The organism is Olleya sp. KJ81-1 (assembly GCF_055808135.1).
This window is the reverse complement of record NZ_CM147854.1, coordinates 2,042,689-2,063,935: the sequence shown is the minus strand read 5'-3', so window position 1 is coordinate 2,063,935 and position 21,247 is coordinate 2,042,689. Positions and strand designations below refer to the sequence as shown.

Below are 21,247 nucleotides of genomic sequence, written 5' to 3'. Positions count from 1 at the left end.
AGATTCCTTTTAAGTTTTCTTTTTTTCATTATTTAAACTTTCTTCATTTGCTTCTATTCCTAATATTTGATTAATATTTGCAATCTTATATTTGGCATCAAAATGAATATGCACAATCTGGTCTTTGGCTTCAGCTTCAGTTTCTTTTAGTTTTGTTGGCCAAATAGATAATGTGTAATCTGGTCTTAGTGTAGTTGTCCAACTTCCAGTTTTAGAAATATCTTCTGTACCACCTGTAAAGCTTCTGTTATAATTAAATCTAATATTTAAATGTCTATTTGCTTTTGTGTAAGTGCCTTTTAGTGCTGTAACTGTTCCTTGTTTAAGTTGTAAGCTTAAGTTATCTTTTGATGGAACAATAAGTTTTTCTAATTCCTTTGGTTCAATATCAAAAACTTGTTTTAAAACTGCTAATAATTTAAAAAATAACCAATATTCGTATAAAGTAGCAATGTCTTTTTTTCCACCACTATAGACTTCGTCTCCGCCATTCCAAACCAATTTAGCTGCTAAATCAAATTTTAACCAAACTTTTAATATTTCTCTATAACCTTCCTTTTTTTGAAGTGTTGGACTGTTAAGTTTTAAAGTGGTTGGTCTAGAAACTTGCTTAAATAAGTCATGTTGAAGATGAGTTTCTAATTTTTCCAATACAATATCTGCTTCTTCTTTAAGTCTAATTCCTGCATTTGGATGATTTGCAATATCCATACAGAATTTTAAAAATGTTTCTAAAGCATGTTTTATAAAACGATTTTCTGAAGTGTCAACACTCTCAAATTTTCTGTATGATTCTATTTTTGTTGCAACAGATTGTATTCCTTGTTTATATAAAGGATGTGAATTATTTAATTTTAATCTGTTATCAGAATTTATTAATGACCTTAATTCTGAGTTTTTAAATCGCTTTATTTTTCTTGCATCTGTTAGTTCTGATTCTTCTGTCCAATTTGTAGTTGGACTAGTTACAATACGTTGTATAGCATCTTCAAAATCTTCAGAATTGATAATTGAACTTACAAATGCGAAACGTTGATATAATGTTTTGTTATCTGCGTTAAAATCAGTTTCAAAAGAATGACTAACTGGAGAGTTGGCTTGAATTATTAAATCTGTACATTTTGAAGTAATATCATTTAGCATGTACTGATAATCTTTTCTATAGGAAGCTTTTTTAGATTGTACCTCTAATTTTAAGTTCCATTTTTTATCTTGATTATCAACGCTATAAATTTGTAAGGTTAAAGTTCCAACAAAAATATTAGGAGCTATTATACCAATATGCTCTTTTCTTTTTCTGCTTTGTATAATATTAGTTTGGTCACTACAAATTAAGCGATACTTTTCAGGACTTGTATTGTCAGAAAATTCAAAATCGTAATAAGAACCCTCTTTCAATTGGTAAGTAGCTTCATGCTCATAAAAATTGGTCGTATCAACTTCTATATCACCTTTGTGTTTGGTGTCGATATATAGATGTAAACCATCTTCAATATGAGATAAATCAATTTTTATGGATTGTTCTTTCACCATGTTTTAAGCTTCAGCATAACTAGCAAAACCATTATCGATTGCACCTTTGTACATTCTTGTGATTTTTTCTAATGATAAAGGATATAAAACATCAGCATTATTATTATAAACAACTGTTTCTGTATTGTTTAAAAATGCTTTACTTGCGTCAACATCTTTTGCTACACATAGAGAGGCTAACGTTTCTAAAACTGGACATAATTTACGTCTAGATCCATGTAGTTTAGGCAATAGTTTTTGCATGATAGCAATGTCTATTTTCGTGGTTTCTTGCATGTCAATATCCAAAGTAGTCAACTGGTTGTAAAGTCTATGTATTTCTGTTGCTGTACGATAACCAAATTCAGCTCCTGTTTTTTTCAATTCTTCAAAAAACAAAACTAATTTTTCGTTTAATATTTTAGTGTCTATTTCTTGGAATGCTTTGTTAGTTGTTATTGAAACAAAATGTTCTCCCATTGAAGCGCCTTTGTTATCAAGGTTCGTAAAATCAATCTCTTTAGGTTCTTTCAAAAATTCTGCAATGTCAGTTTTATTAACTCTAAATTCAATAACATTAGCTCTATCTAAAACTTTAGGACTAAACATATATGTTGTTTCGTCTATGTTAACGGTTCCAATAATAAATAAGTTACTTGGCCAACTTATATGAGAAGGCACTCCATTTTTTAGGCCTTCAGAATGCAATTTAAGTTTATCTTTAGACTCCATAACACTTAAAAAATCTGCAAAGTAACGTTCTACGTGACTCAGATTCATTTCATCTAAAAGCAAGAAATATGGTTTATTGTTATTTTCTTCTTTGTTAGCTTCAATAAGTAATTTTAAAGCACCATTTTCAGGTAATATATATTCTTCGTCATTTAATGCGTTAGAGTAACCTAATAAAGGCTCTCTGTTAGTCCAATCTGCTCCAACAGGCACAATACAATATTGAGACTCATCTTGTGCAATCCATTGTGAAAAAGCTTGTGCTAATTTAGTTTTACCAGAACCAGATAAACCACTTAATAATACAAATGGTTTTGTTGCTAATGAGGCAATGTATCTTGTGATTAACTGAGAATTATAAGTTAAACCCGAAGACTTGCAATTTTCTTCAAAACTCTCTAAATCAAATCTCATAGAGTTATTATTTTTTTCTGGTGTAGATTCATTACTTCCTAACGTAGAATATTTTTCAATGATTTCATCTAAATCATCATTTAGTATTTTCTCATTTGGTAGCTTACTAACATCATAAACTCTAAAAACATGAGAATCACCATATCTTTCTGGCTTTTCAAAATTGTTTTCTTCAAAGTATCTTGATATACTTTGTGCTTTATTAATATTCCATTCTACAATAGGTTTATTAGTCTCACTCCTTCCATAAGCAAGTATTAATTTATTTATATTCTTATAAAATAAATAAACAGGATAAATTCCGTCACTTGTGGTGAAAGGCTCTTTTAAAAAAGATATCCAAGGTATTTTTGCGGAATTTCCTTGACCAAAACTTACTCTTACTTTAGTTTCCTTGTAGGCTTTTTGATAATGTTTTGTTTTTAAATTATCAGTTTTTGCTTGTTCTAAAAAAGATAATAATTGCTCTGAATATCTTGATTCATTACTCATTTTGTTGTTTTTTCTGTCCTCGTTCCATTCCCAAGCCTTATAAGATAATTCATAAAAGGGAACATTGGTTTTTCTTTTTATAGCCTTTAATAAAGTTATATATTCTGAATATGTATTGAACCGAGGATTTAAGCCAAGCTCTAATTCAATAAATGGTTTGGTAGGTCCATTTATTGGTAAATATTTTTCAGGTTTAATATAAAAGAGCGCTTCAGTCAATTTAGTTTTTCCAATACTACTAATTTTTAAAACATCTGAAAAATCTAAATCCGTGATTTTGTCGTTTAAAGCTTTTTTGAAAAAGCCCCATAATCTAGATATTTCATTATTGACTCTATCATATTTATATGGAAATAGCCATACTTTTTGAGCTTGTGCAGAAGGTATTCCTTTTTCATCATTTGGAATTTGAGCTCCAATTTTTTTTGCTATTGCCTGAAGAAAATAAAGCCTTCTTTGCTCTCCATATTTATATATATAACAATAAAAAGTAAATGGGTCAATTTCATTTAATTCGATATCATGCGATTCAGACCCAATTTTTGCTTTGTCATTGAAAGGAGTAATTCCAACAGATTTTAATAATTCTATTAAAACTGATTGATTATTTTCTTTTGTGCTAAGATATTTTGTTATTTCATTATGGGTTTTTACCCAAGTAAAATTATTTTCATCCATTTTTATTAAAACTAATTCGTTTAAATAGAATCCTAATGCGCCTCCAACCAATTCAAACCAGTATCCACTTCAACATCTAATGGCACTTCCATTTTAAAGGCTTGTTCCATTTCGGTTTTAATTAAGGTTTTCATTTCCTCAAGTTCAGGTTTGTAGACATCAAAAACCAATTCATCATGCACTTGTAGTAGCATTTTGGTTTTATAATTACCAGCTTCTAGTTTGTTATAAATGTTAATCATGGCAATTTTAATAATATCTGCAGCACTACCTTGGATTGGTGCATTAACCGCATTACGCTCTGCTGCACCACGTACTACAGCATTACGACTATTTATATCTTTTAGGTAACGTCTACGGTCTAAAATAGTTTTTACATAACCATGATCACGCGCAAAATCTACTTGTGCACTCATGTATTTTTTAAGTTTAGGGTAGGTTTCGTAGTAGGTATCAATAAGTTCTTTAGCTTCACCACGCGATAAGTCGGTTTGGTTACTTAATCCAAAAGCAGATACACCATAGATAATTCCAAAGTTTACGGTTTTAGCATTACTACGTTGCTCGCGAGTAACTTCGTTTAAAGGTACATTAAAGACTTTTGATGCTGTGGAAGCGTGAATATCTTCTCCATTTTTAAAAGCTTCAATCATGGTTTCTTCCTCACTTAACGCAGCAATAATACGCAGTTCTATTTGGCTATAATCGGCAGCTAATAGTGTGTAATCTTCATTGCGTGGTACAAACGCTTTACGGACTTGACGTCCACGTTCTGTACGTATCGGAATATTTTGTAGGTTTGGATTATTGCTACTTAAACGTCCTGTGGCAGCAACAGTTTGCATATAATCTGTATGCACACGACCTGTTGCAGGCTCTACCTGAAGAGGTAACGCATCCACATAAGTGCTTTTAAGTTTTGCTAAACCACGATAATCTAAAATATTGCGAATAATTTCATGATCCTTAGCTAGGTAAGACAGTATGTCTTCTCCTGTTGCATATTGACCTGTTTTTGTCTTTTTAGGTTTGTCAACCAATTTTAGTTTTTCAAACAAAATAATACCTAATTGTTTTGGTGAGGCAATATTAAATTCCTCTCCAGCAACCTCATATATTTTACTTTCTAAAGTGTTGATATCGTTGTTTAAGTCGTCTGATAGACTATTTAAAAAGTCAACATCCAAATTAATACCTTCCAATTCCATAGCAGCCAATACACGTAGTAAAGGCACCTCAATATCATCAAATAATTTTTGAGTGTTAGCTTCGCCTAATTCCTTTTCAAAATGTTCTTTTAATTGTAGCGTAATATCAGCATCCTCAACCGCATATTCTGTTTGTTTTTCCAACGGAACATCACGCATGGATAATTGGTTTTTTCCTTTTTTACCAATCAATTCTGTGATAGCAATTGGAGTATAGTTTAAGTACGTTTCTGCCAAAACATCCATATTGTGACGCATGTCTGGATTAATTAAATAATGCGCTAACATGGTGTCAAATAGTGATCCTTTGACTTGGATATTATATTTAGCAAGGACTTTAATATCGTATTTTAGATTCTGTCCAATTTTCTGAATGGTCTCACTTTCAAAAAATGGTCTAAGCGTTTCGATTAGGACTTGTGCTTCGGTTTTGTCCTCTGGAAAGGGTAGGTAAAAGCCTTTACCAATTTCCCATGAAAATGAAATCCCAACCAACTCTGCAGTTAGTGGGTTTAAACCTGTGGTTTCGGTATCAAAACACACCGAAGTCTGATTCATTAAGTTTTTGATAAATAATGTAGTCGCCATTCCTGAGGCTACACTTTGGTAAAAATGTGCAGTAGTTTCGGCAGTTTTTCGCGCTAAGCTATCTGTGTCAGATGTCGCTGTTGCGGAATTTGGGTCGCCTCCAAATAAATTAAATTGACCAGCTCCAGCACTTTCTGCTTCCTTAGGCGTCACTTTTGGTGCTGCTTTTTCCGAAGGGTTGTCGTTAGCAAGTGATGTGGCTTCTGCACCAGAAGTAAAAGTTTTTGTAAAATTATCTATAAGACGTCTAAATTCTAATTCCTGAAAAATGGTTGTCACTTTAGGAATATCTGGAGCGTCTAACTCAAAATCTTTAGCGTTAAATGTCACAGGAACGTCTAGCATGATGGTTGCTAGTTTTTTAGAAAGTAAACCTAACTCTTGGTTGGCTTCAATCTTTTCTTTCATTTTACCTTTTAGCTCGTGTGTGTTAGCAAAAAGGTTTTCCATGCTACCATATTGTGCTAAAAACTTTTTAGCGGTTTTTTCTCCAACACCAGGTAAACCAGGAATATTATCACTGGCATCTCCCATCATTCCTAAAAAGTCAATGACTTGTAAAGGGTCTGTTACTTCAAATTTTTTCTGTACTTCTGGGATTCCCCAAGTTTCATAACCACCACCAAATACAGGTCTGTACATAAAAATGTTTTCGCTAACTAATTGCGCAAAATCTTTATCAGGTGTTACCATAAAGGTTTGGTAGCCTTCTTTTTCGGCTTGCTTAGCTAAAGTCCCTATAACATCATCCGCTTCATAACCAGCTTTAACCATAATTGGAATATGCATGGCTTTTAAAATCTCCATGATATAAGGTACAGCAGTTTTAATGCCTTCAGGTGTTTCGTCACGATTGGCTTTATAGGCTTCAAACATTTCGACTCTGTCAGCACTTCCGCCTTTATCAAAACAAACTGCTAAATGATCAGGACGCTCACGTTTAATTACATCTAATAACGAGTTCATGAAACCCATAATAGCAGAGGTATCTTCTCCTTTAGAGTTTATTCTTGGGTTTTTTATAAAGGCATAATAACCTCTAAAAATTAAAGCGTAAGCATCGACTAAAAAGACGCGTTTATTGTCTGACATAATAGTAATTTTGATAGAATACCAAAACTACAAAACTTAACGCAGGTTTGCTTTAAAATTTGATAACTTCTGTACTTAAAATAACAAATTATTGATTAAGCTTTTAAGAATGCTTGAGATAAGATTCTTTCGTTTTTACCATGCTGATATTTCATGTACGCAAATCCAGGATGAATACAATACGAACCTGTTTGGCCTGCTTTGTTAATAGCAATGTAGGCTGCCTGAAAATCTTTGTGGTTTTTGTTTTTATTGACTATTCGGTTAATGGCTTCTTCACATGCTTGTTGTGGATGCATTCCGTTACGCATTAGCTCTACGATTAAAAAGCTTCCTACGGTTTTTAAAATTTCTTCGCCTAAACCAGTAGCAGCTGCACCACCAACTTGATTGTCAACATATAATCCAGACCCTATGATTGGCGAGTCGCCAACGCGTCCTTTCATTTTATAAGATAATCCAGAGGTTGTACAAGCTCCTGCAATGTCACCATCTTTATCCAAGCATAACATGCCAATGGTATCATGATTTTCTATGTTGATTATAGGCTTATATTCTGAAGTTTTTTTCCAGTCTTCCCATGCTTTTTTTGAGGCTTCTGTAAGTAGGTTTTCTTTTTTAAAACCCTGTGTATAGGCAAAATCTTCAGCACCATTTGCAGCTAAGATTACGTGAGGTGTTTCTGTCATTACTTTTTTAGCAAGAAGCGCAACGTTAGTAATGTTTTGGACACAAACAACAGCACCACAATCTCCAGAACTGTCCATAACGCAAGCGTCTAGCGTTACTTGACCATCTCTGTCTGGAGCACCACCTTTACCAACGGTTGTATTGGTTAGGTTTTCTTCCTCAATAGCGACACCAGCAATAGCAGCATCTAAAGCTTTTACACCTTGTTCCAACGTTTGACCTGCTTTTGCATTGGCATCTACAAAACCCCAAGTGCAAATGGATACAGGAAAATTAGTGTTATCTATAATGCTAGTAGTGTCTTCTTTTTGTTGCGTTACATCAGATGAATTTTTATCAATTTTAGCACAAGCAAAAGCAGAACTTCCTGTTGCAAGACCAATACTTGTTAATGATGCATTTTTTAAAAACTTTCTTCTATCCATACTATGTAATTAATACGTTACACCTTGTTTATCCAAAATAGATTTAGTCCTGAAAGTATAAAATAATAAATAGCCAAAGCATAATACAGCCATAATGTAGGACGTTTGTATGCCAAAAACATCTGCTAATTTACCTTGTAAAGGCGGAATAATAGCTCCACCTAAAATCATCATTATTAAAAAAGCAGATCCTTGAGACGTGTATTTGCCTAAACCAGCAATACTTAAAGTAAATATACAAGGCCACATAATTGAGCAGAACAATCCACCAGATAAAAAAGCAAATAATGCGACGTTACCAGAAGTTAATAGTCCGATTACCATAGCTAAAACACCTAATAAACTAAATGTTTTTAATGTTGTAACCGGATTGTCTTTAGCATAAAAGAAACCTCCAATTTGTACCGCAACGCATATGGCGAAAAATAAGATTTGGTTAGGCGAATATTTTCCAAAATTGACCAATAATATTACTCCAAAAGCAACGTAAGGTACAATTATTAATAGCCATTTTTTTAAGCCTTTACTAGGGTTAAAAACTGTAATGGCTCCAACCCAACGACCAACCATTAATCCTCCCCAATACAGTGAAATATATGGTGCGATTTGAGCATCGTTTAAGATTGGTAAGCCTAATTCGTTTAGGTTTGTTCCCTCTACAGCTTTTTTTAGTAGTTCACCTAAATTACTACCAACAGTAACTTCTACACCAACGTAAGTAAAAATAGCAAGCATCCCCAAAACCAATTGCGGATATTTCATTGCTCCCCAACCTTCAGGTTTTTTAGAAGAACTAGAATAAGCAAATACTAAACAGCCAACAACAGCAGCTAGTGCGATAATTAAAAAGACTAAACGTTTATTTTCTAAAGCATCTGAAGCTGCTTCATTACCTGTATAAGTACTAAAAATGTAACCAAAACAACCAATGATTATTAAGGTTAATACAATTAATAAGTGTTTAGCTTTATTAGCTGGTTCAAAAGCAGTTTCAGATTTTAAAGCTGGTAATTTTTTTGAGAAATAAAATAATGCTGCTGCTAATAAAAATAAGACACCAACTCCTAAATATAGCATTTGTACAGTGTTAAGTGTAATCTCGTTATTTTTAATCATAGCAGCTAACTCGTCACCAGATAAAGGTGTAGATCCAAAAATAATAAATGCGACTACGATAGGTCCAATAGTGGTTCCTAATGAGTTGATTCCGCCAGCAAGATTTAATCTGTGTGAGCCAGTTTTAGGATCGCCTAATGCAATAGCAAAAGGGTTAGCAGTGGTTTGTTGTAATGAAAAACCAAGTCCAACAATAAAAAGTGCTATTAATACAAAATAAAAAATACTAGTTTGTCCTTGTTCTGCTCCAGCTGTTGCAGGATACATAACAAAAGCACCAATTGCAGAAAGGAGTAATCCATAAATAATTCCGTTTTTATAACCCCAAGCATTTAAGATGTCTTTTTTAATTGTGCTAGATATTATAAACAATAGTAAGGCACCAATGTAATAAGCACCATAAAAAGCAAAATCTACTAATTGCGATTGAAACTGATCGATATCAAAATAGGTTTTACAAAAAGGGATAAATACACTGTTTGAAGCAGCTATAAATCCCCAAAAAAAGAAGACAGTAACTAAGGTTGTTAAAGCAGATTTGTTATTTTGGTTTTCCATTTGTTGGTTTTTAATTTGTCCTAAATATAGTTATAAATGTTATTTGATAGTGATTTCGTCCACAAAAAGCCAGCTTCTACCATTATGCTTGTAACCTAAATGCCATTCTGGAAGTTTGCCTAGTTTTTTTGCTATGATTTTTATGTAACGAAACGGTTTTGGTACTTGTTTAAAGAAGACCTTTTTGATTTCTGTGTATTCAGAAGGTTGTGTGCTATTAACAGATTTAGTGGCATCAATTGGGTTAAAATTAATTCCGTCTGTCGAGCCAAAACAGCTCACTTGGGTTGGATAAAATATCCATGAACGTTGTTCTTGTAAAAAATTTAATGTTACCAGATTTACTTGCTTTACGCTACCTAAATCAACAGTTGCTATTAAGTCTTTGTCTTGATAGCCTTGCCAAGTTCCGGTTCTAAAATCTTGTGTTCCGTAAATACCATCTATTAACGCGTTGTTTCCGCCACCATTATATTGATTTGCATATTCGGTTTCTAGCTTAATTGAAATATTTGGATCTATTTTATAGAATCGGGTTTGGATAGTGGCACTTTTAATTCCGTTTTTTTCTGAGTAGACTTGTAACAATGTAGCTTTAGAGATAGTAAAGGGTTGTTGGTAAGGTTTAAAACTTTGATTGTCTAGACTGTAAAAAGTAGCGACTTGTTTGTCTGCATTATTTAAAACTACTTCAGTTTCGCCTTTAAAGGCAATATCACCTTTTGCGATAAATGGAGCAGGAGTGATAAGATGGTCTATAATTTCGGTTTTAGGTACTTGGTTATCTTTTGTTGCCCAAGTAGAGGGTTGGTCTGTCATTTTAAAATGAAGTGTACCACCATTGATAATATCTGAATGATTGATAAAAGATTGATTTAGCGGACTGCCATTTAATTCTGCGGAAGCGATATAAATATTTTTAGAACTTAAATTATCTGCTGAAATGGTGAATTGTTTACCGTTTTCTAAATTAATGGTTGCTTTTTCAAAAAGAGGTGTCCCAATAATATAGTCGTTACTACCAGGTGTTACAGGGTAAAAACCTAGGCTACTAAAAATGTACCAAGCACTCATTTGACCACAATCTTCGTTACCAGAGATTCCGTCAGGATTATTTTTGTATAATTCTGTTAAAATTTGATAGACTTTTTCTTGGGTTTTGTGTGGTTTATTTACAAAATTATAAAGATATGCCATGTGGTGACTAGGCTCGTTACCATGTGCATATTGTCCAATTAAACCTGTAATATCCACTTGATGTCGTCCAGAGGTTTGGTCTTTTGCAACAAATAGTTTGTCTAAATTAGCGTCTAGTTTGTCCTTTCCGCCTAAAAGTGTCGTAAAACCAGAGATGTCTTGTGGTACGTAAAAACTGTATTGCCAAGCGTTAGCCTCAGTGTAATTAAAATTGACTTCATAAGGATCAAATGGTGCAAACCAGGTGTTTCGGTAACGACCTCTCATAAACTGCGTTTCGGGATCAAAACTGTTTTTATAATATTGTGCTCTTTCCGAATAGGTTTTATAATCGTCTAGCTTGCCTAAACTTTTTGCCATTTGAGCAATAGTCCAATCGTCATAAGCATATTCCAAGGTTTTAGAAACCGATTCGCTTTCTTCTTCCACAGGAATAAAACCGAATTGCTTATAGCTTTTTAGGCCTAATTTATCTCTTGTTGCACTATGTTTCATGGCCTCAAAAGCTTTGTCGACATCATAATTTTTTATGCCTTTTAAGTAGGCGTCTGCTATAACTGGTACTGCATGGTAGCCAATCATACAACCTGTGTAATTGGCACTTAAGTCCCAAATTGGCATAATGCCACCTTCGTTATATTTAGCAATAAAGGTGTTTATAAAATCGTTGGTTTTGTCTTGATCTATGATGGTGTATAAAGGGTGTGCTGCACGATAGGTGTCCCAAAGTGAGAAAACTGTGTAATAATCAAAATCTTTAGTGGTGTGAATTTTTAGGTCCATACCACGATAACGACCATCGACATCTTGATACAAATTAGGCGCTAAAGCAACGTGATACATTGAGGTGTAAAAGTTGGTTTTGTTATCAACATCCTTATCTTGGATTACAATTTTTTCTAATTGTTTTTCCCAAATATCTTGAGCTGTATTTTTTACCTCTTCAAAAGTTAGTTCTCCTATTTCTTTATTAAGGTTTTTTCTGGCACCTTCAATATCTACAGCACTAATACCTATTTTTAAATAAACAGGTTGGTTGTTTGGGTTGTTGAATTTTAACGCTATTTTTTGAGCACCTTTTTGACCTTGTTGAGGTGGAGATTGAAGTACATCTGAAAAAGTATGTGATGTTTTAATAACAAAATACAGACGTTGATCTTTTGCCCAAGCTTCCGAAAAACGATAGCCTTCAATTTGGGTATCCGAAACCTTTGTAATTTTAGCATCTATAACCTTATCACGATGCAATAAATCTACAATTGCAAATTGATTTTCTGCCGAAGGAAAACTGTATTTGTGTATACCACTACGTTTAGAAACCGTTAATTCTACATTAATATTGGTACTATCTAAATGTACTTTGTAGTAACCAGGTTGAGCGACTTCATTATCATGAGAAAAATGAGCACGATAACCAGATTTACCATCTGCACCATTGTTAAAATTTTGCTGGTTGGTTGGCATTATTAAAATATCACCATAATCCGAAACACCAGTTCCGCTTAAATGTGTGTGCGAAAAACCATAGATATAACTATCACTATAGTGGTATCCAGAACAACCATCCCAACCTTCTAGTCGTGTGTCTGGACTAAGTTGCATCATTCCAAAAGGCATGGTTGCTCCTGGATACGTGTGACCATGACCTCCAGTCCCAATAAAAGGATTAACATAGGCTATTAAAGGTTTTTTTGGGTTGTTGGTTTTTTATTTTCGGTTTTGTCATTACAACTAGAAATGATTAAACATAGGATCAAAAACGCGGTTAGTTTTAGTTTCATTAGAAAGAATAGCTTTTATAAGCATCTAATATAATTAAAAATGAAGCTTCAAAAAATTCTATGACCAGTACTTGTGCTTAATATATAAACAGACTTGGATTTACAGGCTTCTTTAATTTTAATTAAAACAGAAAATATAAAATAATAAATCACCTTTTTATAATTAAAAGGACATAGCATAAAGAATTAAAAATCAAAACGTTTAACAAATTGCTAAGATAATTGAGTGTCATATTAGTTAAATTTGTAGTCTAAACTAAGTTATGACACGTCTAATTATTATTTCACTTTTATATATATTATTAACTGTTTATGGTTTTCAGGCTATTAAAACAGTGTTTAAATCAAGTTGGATACATTATTTGTTTTTTGCAATAGCACTTGTTGTTGCCTTAAATATGGTGTATCAATTTGCGTCACCATCCGAAGGTAGAGTGATATCAGGAGGTAGAGGTTATGCTATTGGTTTTTTGCTATCCTTTATGGCTTTTAATTTAGTGCTTGTTCCTATATTAATAGGAGAGGACATTATTAGATCATTTATAAGCCTATATGATAAATATTTTATTACTAAAGAATCCTTTTATCTACCCTCTAGACGTAAATTTATAAGCCAAATTGGATTAGGTCTGGCAGCAATACCATTTGCTTCGTTGCTTTATGGTATGTATCAAGGACGATACAATTATAAAGTTTTAAAATACACATTACATTTTGAAGATTTACCAGACGCGTTTGATGGCTATAAAATGACACATATTAGTGATATCCATTCTGGAAGTTTTGATAATAAAGAGAAAATTAATTACGCTGTTGATTTAGTAAACAAGCAACAAGGAGACGTTATATTGTTTACAGGAGATTTGGTTAATAATAAAGCATCCGAAATGTATGATTGGAAAGACACCTTTTCTAAACTGACAGCAAAAGATGGTGTGTTTTCTGTATTAGGAAATCATGATTATGGTGATTATGTAGATTGGGCAACAGAGCAAGATAAACATGATAATTTAAATGAATTAATAGCTATCCAGAAAGAGATTGGTTTTGATTTATTATTAAATGAAAGTCGTTACATTGAAAAAGATGGACAAAAATTAGCATTAGTAGGTGTAGAAAATTGGGGAATAGGTGGTTTTAAAAAAGCTGGAGACTTGGATAAAGCGTCAAATAATATTGCCTCGGATGATTTTAAGGTATTGCTATCGCATGATCCTTCACATTGGGCAGAACAGGTAATAGACCATAGTAATCACTATCACTTAACGTTAAGTGGGCATACACATGGCATGCAGTTTGGAATAGAAATTCCGGGTTGGATTAAATGGAGTCCTGTTAAATGGCGTTATAAACATTGGGCAGGAATCTATAAAGAAAAAGGTCAATACATTAACGTTAACAGAGGTTTTGGTTATTTAGCTTATCCTGGACGTGTAGGAATTTGGCCAGAAATAACAGTCATAGAACTTAAAAAAGGGACGCAAATTGCTTAATTACAACTAAATGTTATATTTTAGTGACTAGTTTGAACTAAACTGAAAATCAAATGTCAAAATTTGGAGAATTAATAGATGTCGAAATTCCTGTACTGTTAGACTTTTTTACAGAGTGGAATGAACCATCAAAAGCCATGCACGCAGTTTTACGTGATGTAGCTGCAGCACTAGGTGATAAGGCAAAAGTAATAAAGATAGATGTTGACAAAAATCAAGAACTATCCGAAGCTTTACGTGTCAAAGGATTGCCAACTTTAATTATCTATAAAAATGGAGAAATGAAATGGCGTCAAAGTGGCGAACAAGATGCTAATACTTTAATAAGTATTGTACAGCAATTTGTTTAAAGCGCTTTAAACTGATAGCCTTTATTGCTAAAATACTCTAAAACTTTAGGTAGTGCGTATTGCATGTTTTTTGAAGCTTTTATGCTATCATGAAATACGATAATACTTCCCGAAGCACTATTTTTTATAACATTTTGTAAGCATTGTTCTGGTGTAACTTTGACTTCCCAGTCGTAAGATATAACACTCCACATTACTATTTTATAACCTTTTTTAATTAATTGATTGGCTTGTTTACGTTTGATTTTCCCAAAAGGAGGTCTAAACAGATGCTTGTTGTCTGCATCAATTAACTGTTGTGCTTTTTCAACATTTGCTACATAACTATTAGTGTCTGTATGCCATCCTTTAAGATGGTTAAAGGTATGATTGCCTATTGTGTGACCATCATTTAAAACAGATTTAAAAATATCTGGATACTTTTTTATATTATCTCCAATGCAAAAAAATGTAGCTTTCGCATTGTATTTTTTTAAAAGGTCTAAAGTCCATTGTGTGATTTTAGGTGTAGGACCATCATCAAAAGTTAAATAAATAGTCTTAGACAAAGACGCCTTTTTCCAAATGTATTTTGGAAAAAGGCGTTGTATTAATTTTGGTGTTTTTGCAGGAAAAACAGGCATCTATTCGCTTTTTAAAACAGTATCTAATTGCTGTAAAAAATCTTTGTCTGTTGGTGCAGGATTAGTTTCTGGCTCAGGCTCGCTATCATAATATTGTTTAAACAATTCTAGATAGTTAGTAAAAGTCATAGATTCTTTTTTGGCAAATTCTCTGTCATATTCAACTAAAACATCTACTAAAGCTTTGTAGCGCTCAATATCTGTAAGTATTTCAGTAAAGTTGTTGTCTTGATTATCTCTAGTTAAGGTACTGTAGTATTTTAAATTTTCTTGATATTTGGTAGCAACTTCTGTAAAAAGTTGTCTAGCTTTATCTTGATTGTCAACTTCATAGTAGGCACTAATATAAGGCTCTAATAATGTGTAATGACCATACTTATTAACAGGCATATTTTTCATAGCTATGTCTGCTATTTCTTCAGCTTTATCTAATTGATTTTCATTAATTAAATTTTCAATTAATCTTGCTAAGTTTCCTCTGTATGTAATTGAGTTTCTTCTAGTTTCTGGATCATGGTAAATTTTATCGCTTCCACTATTTCCCCAATCCCAATTAACAACCTTATTATACATAAACTCTGTATCTAAGCGTCCCATATCAAATGGATTTGCTCTAGCTACAGGTGTTTTTATAGGGACTAGTTTATAGACCATACCATCAAGTTGTAAGTAATCTTTCATCCAAATGTAGTCATCGTTTCCAAAAGCTCCACCAGTAAAGTATATAGGTCGTTCCCAATTGTTACTAGCAACAATATCAAGCATTAATAGACGGTTTTTTGTTATGGCATTGTCAGTTATTGTTATGTCAACATAGTCTTCTATTAAGTCGCTATCTTTTGCTTTTACAATACCATTAGCCAAAACAGATTGTTTGTCTACTGGTACTCTGATGTTTTCGACAGGAAAATAGTTAGCATTTAAAAATTGCTGAGGATATTGCGTGTAATCTTCTCCTTCTTGTTGTAAAGCATATTTAAGTTTTGTCTTTGGATCATCACTAGTTATAAAATTCATAAATGTAGCAATGTCTAAAGTGTCTTTAGAACGTAAACGTTTCATTAAATATTCTCTTGTTCCATGCTTATATTTATCGTGGGTTAAGCTAGAAGGAATAGGATCACTCTTATAAGCTTTACGCTTCATTTGATCTATATACCAATCCGTTTGGAATAAACTAGTGTTTACGACACGCACATCTGTACGATAGTTTTCAATCTCTTGTGCATACCATAAGGCAAATGTATCATTGTCACCAATGGAGAATAATATACCATTTTCTCCACAAGAATCTAAGTATTTTTTAGCCATAGCTAAAGCTGTATACTTACCTGATCTATCATGGTCATCCCAGTTTTGAGACGCCATTATAACAGGTACTAATAGTAAGCACGCTAAAGTAATAGTTGGAGCTAATACTTTGTTTGATACGTATTTTTTTAATAGATCAAAAATAGCGTAGACACCAAGTCCAATCCATAGTGCAAATACATAAAACGATCCTACGACTGAGTAATCACGTTCTCTAGGCTCAAAAGGTCTAACGTTGGTATATACTTGTATTGCTAATCCTGTAAATAAGAAAAATACCAAGGTAACCCAAAATAATTTTTTGTCTTTATTGAATAAGAAAAATAAGCCTATTAATCCTAAAATTAATGGAAAGAAAAAATACGTATTGCGACCTTTATTATCGGCAACATCACTTGGTAGATTATCTTGAGATTGTCCTAAATGCCACTCATCAATAAATTTAACACCACTAATCCAATTACCATGTTGGTCATAGCGACCTTGTAAGTCATCTTGTCTACCAGTAAAATTCCACATAAAATATCTCCAATACATATAACCTAGTTGGTATTCAAATAGGTATGAGATATTACTAGCTAGTGATGGTTTTTCAATATTGATAAATTGTCCAAATTGTTTTAAAAAGTTATGATAATCTTCATAATCAATTGCACCTTTAGCAACATCACTTTTAAAGTCAATCATAGATTGTACTAATCGCTCTTCACCTTGGTATTCTGGTTTAAGACTAAATTCCAAAAAGCCAGTAAACAGCATGTAGTTTTCTGCATTTTCGCCACTCCACATTCTTGGTAAAATAGCCGCTTGTTTAGAGTTAAAGTTTTGTTTAGCACGTTTATAATCGTTAACAATAATGTATTTACCTGCTGTTTCGTCTTTTTCGTATTTAGGTTTATCATCTACATACGGTTCGTTTTCATCTAAACCAGTGTATTGGTCAGTAAATAATGGTCCGTAAAATAAGTGTGTTTCTGGATACTGTTCTAGATTATAATAAGCCAAAAGTTCTCTAGCACTAGAAGGGTTGTTTTCATTAATAACAACATTTGCGTTTGCTCTAATAGGTAACATTAACCAAGTTGAAGAACCTATTAATACAAATAGTAAGCATATAATACCTGTATTTATATGGTATAATTTTTTAGCTCGTGTATATTTTAGTCCGTAATAAAATGCTGCAACAAGTAATATTCCTGCTATTATTGAGCCAGAATTAAAAGGCAATCCTATTTGATTAACAAAAAATAATTCTAATGCACTAAAGTATCTTAATACATTTGGAAACATTAATTTAAATACAAATAACAATACAGCAACTGATACAATATTGGCTATTATAAAATTTTTAATTGTTATTGTTTTATAGTTTTTGAAATAATAGATTAAGCCAATTGCAGGAATGGTTAATAATCCCATAAAGTGAATTCCAAAAGAAAGACCTACAACAAAGGCTATAAGAATTAACCAGCGATTACCTCTAGGTTTATGCATGTCTTTTTCCCAGCGTAAACCTAAATAAAACATGACAGTCATGATTAAAGTAGCCATAGCATAAACTTCGGTTTCTACAGCGTTAAACCAAAATGAATCCGTGAAGGCAAATGCTAAACTTCCTACAAAAGCACTACCTAAAATGGCAAATTGTTGTCCTTTTTCAAGTTTTTCTGGTTGTCCAATTATTTTTTCTAACAATAAAATAATTGTCCAGAACATAAATAAAATAGCAAAAGCACTAGATACAGCGCTCATCATATTCATTAAATAACCAATTTGTGAAGGGTCTAAAGCAAACACTGAAAACACTGCTCCAAACATCTGAAATAGTGGTGCTCCTGGTGGATGTCCAACCTGTAATTTTGAAGAGGTTAAGATATATTCTCCAGCATCCCAATAACTTACGGTAGGTTCCACAGTAAGCGTGTAAGTGATAAGAGCAATTAAAAAAGCGAACCAACTAAGTATTAAGTTCCATTTTTTAAAGTTAAAAGTCATCATAAATTATAGGTTTATTATGTGTTGCGAATTTAGTAATTATTATCAAACAGACACGGTTTTTAAGTTAACGTTAAGTTTTAATTTAAATTTTTTTAAAAAATGTTTGCGTGAATAAATAATTGTATTAAATTTGCATCCTCATTACGAGATTGGCCTATGGTGTAACTGGTAACACGTTGGTTTTTGGTACCAAAGAGTCTAGGTTCGAAACCTAGTGGGCCAACAAAAAAAGCTTCCTTTTTTAGGAAGCTTTTTTATTTTAATACACTTTGCTTATATCTTAAAAGTAATGACTGGTCGTTTAGCGTGATTGACTAAATCTTCGCTAATGCTACCGTTTAAAAAGTGAGCAATGCCTTGTCGTCCATGTGTGCTAATTCCTATTAAATCGGCATCTATTATTCTAGAAAAATTTAATATACCTTTTTCAATTGTTTCGTCGTTATATATGTTTATCGTGTAATTATCAAAAGTTGAATTGGCTATAAAATCTCTCATTCTAACTTTGGAAGCTGCTGTTGTTGTAAAGTTACTTGGTGTATTAACATTAAGTAAGTGGATTTTAGCCTCAAAAAGGTTAGCTAGTTTTACCGCTTGTACATAAGTTTCTTTGTTGTCATTTTTAAAATCTGAAGCAAACACAAATTCTTTTATATCAAAATTGTCATGTTCGTTTTTAATAACCAGAACAGGTGTGTTGGAGGTTCTAACAACTTTTTCTGTGGTAGATCCAATAAAAAGTTCTTTAAGTCCTTCTGCACCATGAGATCCCATGACAATTAAATCGACATCATGATTTTTACAGGTTTCAAGAATACCCTTAGAAATTTCGTTAAAATCTACTGCTTCATGAACCGTAATGCCTTTTAAATAGTCTTTATCAAGTATTTTTTCAAATTCCTTATGTGCTAATTTCATAAAAAAACAGCCTCAGGTAAATCAGCAGGAGTGCCACCATTAGTGCTTAATTGGTTTAAAGGAAGCTCTAACATGTGCAATAATATTAGTTCACAATTATGTTTTTTTGCTAATTGAGCAGCAACTTTAACTGCATTTTCTGCTTCAGTGGAGAAGTCAGTTGGGACTAGTAGTTTTTTCATAATGTTGATTTAGATGGTTAATAAAGAACTTATTATAAAGTTAGTAATAAAAAATGACTTTTAAAAAGTTATGAAAATCAATAAAATTATGTATCTTTGCAGCGTTGCAAGAGAAAAACTGAAATTGAGGGGACTAAAAGTCCCCTCTTTTTATACTTAAAAATGTTTATAAATACAGTCAAAAGTTTACTAGAGGAAGCCTTAACAGAGCGCAAAGATTTATTTTTAATAGATTTTAGTGTTAATGGAGAGAATGCTATTAATATTATTATTGATGGAGATCAAGGTGTTAAAGTTGAAGATTGCATGTTTATTAGTCGTGCTATCGAGCATAATATTGATAGAGAAGAACATGACTTTGCGTTAGAGGTTATGTCGTCTGGTGCAGCTGCTCCTTTAACATTACCAAGACAATATCCAAAACATGTTGGACGAACTTTAGGTGTTAAAACAAGTACTGGAAATATTGAAGGTGTTTTAACCCAGGCTAATGAGGATGAAATTACTTTAGAATGGAAGGCTAGAGAGCCAAAACCAGTAGGTAAGGGTAAGGTTACAGTAAACAAAAAAGAAAATATTGCTTACAAAGATATTGTAGAAGCAAAAGTTATAATAAAATTTTAATTCAAATAGAGTTATGGAAAATATAGCGTTAATTGAATCTTTTTCAGAATTCAAAGACGATAAATTAATAGATCGTGTCACCTTAATGGCTATTTTGGAAGATGTATTTAGAAATGCATTGAAGAAAAAATTTGGAGATGACGATAATTTTGATATTATTATAAACCCAGATAAAGGAGATTTAGAGATTTGGAGAAATCGTGTTGTTGTTGCAGATGGTGAAGTTGAAGAACCTAATCAAGAAATCTCGTTAACAGCAGCAAGAAAAATCGAGCCAGATTTTGAAGTTGGAGAGGATGTGTCTGAAGAGGTTAAATTAATAGATTTAGGTCGTCGTGCAATTTTAGCATTGCGTCAAAATTTAATTTCTAAAATTCATGAACATGATAATACTAACGTATTTAAGCAGTTTCAGGAATTAGTTGGAGATTTATATACAGCAGAAGTACATCATATTCGTCACAGAGCTGTAATTTTGTTAGATGATGAAGGAAACGAAATCATATTACCAAAAGATAAGCAAATCCCTTCTGACTTTTTTAGAAAAGGAGATAATGTAAAAGGTGTTATTGATAGTGTTGAGCTTAAAGGTAATAAGCCAACAATTATAATGTCTAGAACATCACCAAAGTTCTTAGAAAAACTTTTTGAATCAGAAATACCAGAGGTATTTGATGGTTTAATTACAATTAAAAATGTAGTTCGTATTCCTGGAGAAAAAGCTAAAGTAGCGGTTGACTCTTACGACGATAGAATTGATCCTGTTGGAGCTTGTGTCGGAATGAAAGGATCACGTATACATGGTATTGTTCGTGAATTAGGTAATGAAAACATTGATGTAATCAATTACACTAACAACTTACAATTGTATATTACTAGAGCTTTAAGTCCTGCAAGAGTAACTTCAATCAAGATTGATGAAGAAAACAAACGTGCAGAAGCAATATTAAAGCCAGAAGAAGTAAGTAAAGCAATTGGTAGAGGTGGACATAACATTAGGTTAGCTGGTCAATTAACAGGTTACGAAATTGACGTGTTAAGAGAAGGAGCTGAGGAAGATGTAGAGTTAAGAGAATTCTCTGATGAAATAGAGGATTGGATTATCAAAGAATTTAGTAAAGCAGGTCTAGATACAGCAAAAAGTATTTTAGAGCAAGATGTGGCAGATCTAGTCAAAAGAACTGACTTAGAAGAAGAAACAATTTTAGATGTTATTAGAATTCTTAAGGAAGAGTTCGAAGATTAACATATATTTGAAAAAAAGA

The 21,247-nt window shown here is 32.6% G+C and carries 12 protein-coding genes, 1 tRNA gene and 1 pseudogene; 5 read left to right on the top strand and 9 right to left on the bottom strand.

Annotated elements, in window-relative coordinates; translation table 11 throughout:
- Nucleotides 1-9: 9 nt before the first annotated feature.
- The 6 genes from AC0L3M_RS09790 to AC0L3M_RS09765 form a co-directional block, all read right to left on the bottom strand.
- Complete coding sequence (locus tag AC0L3M_RS09790; protein WP_473430608.1) at nt 10-1,533, bottom strand: DUF2357 domain-containing protein; 1,524 nt, start codon at nt 1,531-1,533, stop codon at nt 10-12.
- A gap of 3 nt (nt 1,534-1,536) precedes the next feature.
- The gene (locus AC0L3M_RS09785) at nt 1,537-3,828 is read right to left on the bottom strand and encodes an McrB family protein (protein WP_473430607.1); all 2,292 of its coding nucleotides are present in this window, start codon (nt 3,826-3,828) and stop codon (nt 1,537-1,539) included.
- Between the two features lie 32 nt (nt 3,829-3,860).
- A complete protein-coding gene (gene polA, locus AC0L3M_RS09780; protein ID WP_473430606.1) occupies nt 3,861-6,716 on the bottom strand; it encodes a DNA polymerase I in 2,856 nt (951 codons plus the stop codon).
- A gap of 95 nt (nt 6,717-6,811) precedes the next feature.
- Nucleotides 6,812-7,831, bottom strand: a complete 1,020-nt coding sequence (locus AC0L3M_RS09775; RefSeq protein WP_473430605.1) for an isoaspartyl peptidase/L-asparaginase family protein — start codon at nt 7,829-7,831, stop codon at nt 6,812-6,814.
- A 9-nt stretch (nt 7,832-7,840) separates the two neighbouring features.
- On the bottom strand, nt 7,841-9,505 hold the full coding sequence (locus tag AC0L3M_RS09770; RefSeq protein ID WP_473430604.1) for an MFS transporter: 1,665 nt from the start codon (nt 9,503-9,505) through the stop codon (nt 7,841-7,843).
- A gap of 39 nt (nt 9,506-9,544) precedes the next feature.
- Nucleotides 9,545-12,361, bottom strand: coding sequence for a GH92 family glycosyl hydrolase (locus AC0L3M_RS09765; RefSeq protein ID WP_473432499.1), 2,817 nt, complete (start codon nt 12,359-12,361; stop codon nt 9,545-9,547).
- 385 nt (nt 12,362-12,746) lie between these two features.
- Between AC0L3M_RS09765 and AC0L3M_RS09760 the strand changes: the two genes are divergently transcribed.
- Both AC0L3M_RS09760 and AC0L3M_RS09755 read left to right on the top strand, forming a co-directional pair.
- Nucleotides 12,747-13,976, top strand: a complete 1,230-nt coding sequence (locus AC0L3M_RS09760) for a metallophosphoesterase (protein ID WP_473430603.1) — start codon at nt 12,747-12,749, stop codon at nt 13,974-13,976.
- Between the two features lie 53 nt (nt 13,977-14,029).
- Nucleotides 14,030-14,326, top strand: a complete 297-nt coding sequence (locus AC0L3M_RS09755; RefSeq protein ID WP_145003689.1) for a thioredoxin family protein — start codon at nt 14,030-14,032, stop codon at nt 14,324-14,326.
- Here the strand turns inward: AC0L3M_RS09755 and AC0L3M_RS09750 are convergent.
- Nucleotides 14,323-14,949: a polysaccharide deacetylase family protein gene (locus tag AC0L3M_RS09750; protein ID WP_473430602.1), complete on the bottom strand. Its 627-nt coding sequence runs from the start codon at nt 14,947-14,949 to the stop codon at nt 14,323-14,325. The two genes, AC0L3M_RS09755 and AC0L3M_RS09750, sit on opposite strands and share 4 nt — an antisense overlap.
- Nucleotides 14,950-18,258 carry a glycosyltransferase family 117 protein gene (locus tag AC0L3M_RS09745; RefSeq protein ID WP_473430601.1) on the bottom strand — a complete coding sequence of 1,103 codons (3,309 nt, stop codon included), beginning with the start codon at nt 18,256-18,258 and terminating at the stop codon, nt 14,950-14,952.
- A gap of 150 nt (nt 18,259-18,408) precedes the next feature.
- Between AC0L3M_RS09745 and AC0L3M_RS09740 the strand changes: the two genes are divergently transcribed.
- Nucleotides 18,409-18,481 (top strand) — tRNA-Gln (locus tag AC0L3M_RS09740).
- Between the two features lie 50 nt (nt 18,482-18,531).
- Here the strand turns inward: AC0L3M_RS09740 and AC0L3M_RS09735 are convergent.
- A pseudogene (locus AC0L3M_RS09735) lies at nt 18,532-19,358 on the bottom strand (universal stress protein).
- Between the two features lie 162 nt (nt 19,359-19,520).
- On the opposite strand from AC0L3M_RS09735, the gene rimP reads away from it, so the two are divergent.
- Both rimP and nusA read left to right on the top strand, forming a co-directional pair.
- The gene (rimP, locus tag AC0L3M_RS09730; RefSeq protein ID WP_473430600.1) at nt 19,521-19,982 is read left to right on the top strand and encodes a ribosome assembly cofactor RimP; all 462 of its coding nucleotides are present in this window, start codon (nt 19,521-19,523) and stop codon (nt 19,980-19,982) included.
- A 13-nt stretch (nt 19,983-19,995) separates the two neighbouring features.
- Nucleotides 19,996-21,228, top strand: a complete 1,233-nt coding sequence (gene nusA, locus AC0L3M_RS09725; protein ID WP_145003674.1) for a transcription termination factor NusA — start codon at nt 19,996-19,998, stop codon at nt 21,226-21,228.
- Nucleotides 21,229-21,247: the final 19 nt, after the last annotated feature.

Coding starts and splice junctions, on each gene's coding strand:
- polA (WP_473430606.1), bottom strand. CDS start 6,716: ATGTCAGACAATAAACGCGTCTTTTTAGTCGATGCTTACGCTTTAATT.
- AC0L3M_RS09760 (WP_473430603.1), top strand. CDS start 12,747: ATGACACGTCTAATTATTATTTCACTTTTATATATATTATTAACTGTT.
- AC0L3M_RS09790 (WP_473430608.1), bottom strand. CDS start 1,533: ATGGTGAAAGAACAATCCATAAAAATTGATTTATCTCATATTGAAGAT.
- AC0L3M_RS09775 (WP_473430605.1), bottom strand. CDS start 7,831: ATGGATAGAAGAAAGTTTTTAAAAAATGCATCATTAACAAGTATTGGT.
- rimP (WP_473430600.1), top strand. CDS start 19,521: ATGTTTATAAATACAGTCAAAAGTTTACTAGAGGAAGCCTTAACAGAG.
- AC0L3M_RS09785 (WP_473430607.1), bottom strand. CDS start 3,828: ATGGATGAAAATAATTTTACTTGGGTAAAAACCCATAATGAAATAACA.
- AC0L3M_RS09770 (WP_473430604.1), bottom strand. CDS start 9,505: ATGGAAAACCAAAATAACAAATCTGCTTTAACAACCTTAGTTACTGTC.
- nusA (WP_145003674.1), top strand. CDS start 19,996: ATGGAAAATATAGCGTTAATTGAATCTTTTTCAGAATTCAAAGACGAT.
- AC0L3M_RS09750 (WP_473430602.1), bottom strand. CDS start 14,949: ATGCCTGTTTTTCCTGCAAAAACACCAAAATTAATACAACGCCTTTTT.
- AC0L3M_RS09745 (WP_473430601.1), bottom strand. CDS start 18,258: ATGATGACTTTTAACTTTAAAAAATGGAACTTAATACTTAGTTGGTTC.
- AC0L3M_RS09755 (WP_145003689.1), top strand. CDS start 14,030: ATGTCAAAATTTGGAGAATTAATAGATGTCGAAATTCCTGTACTGTTA.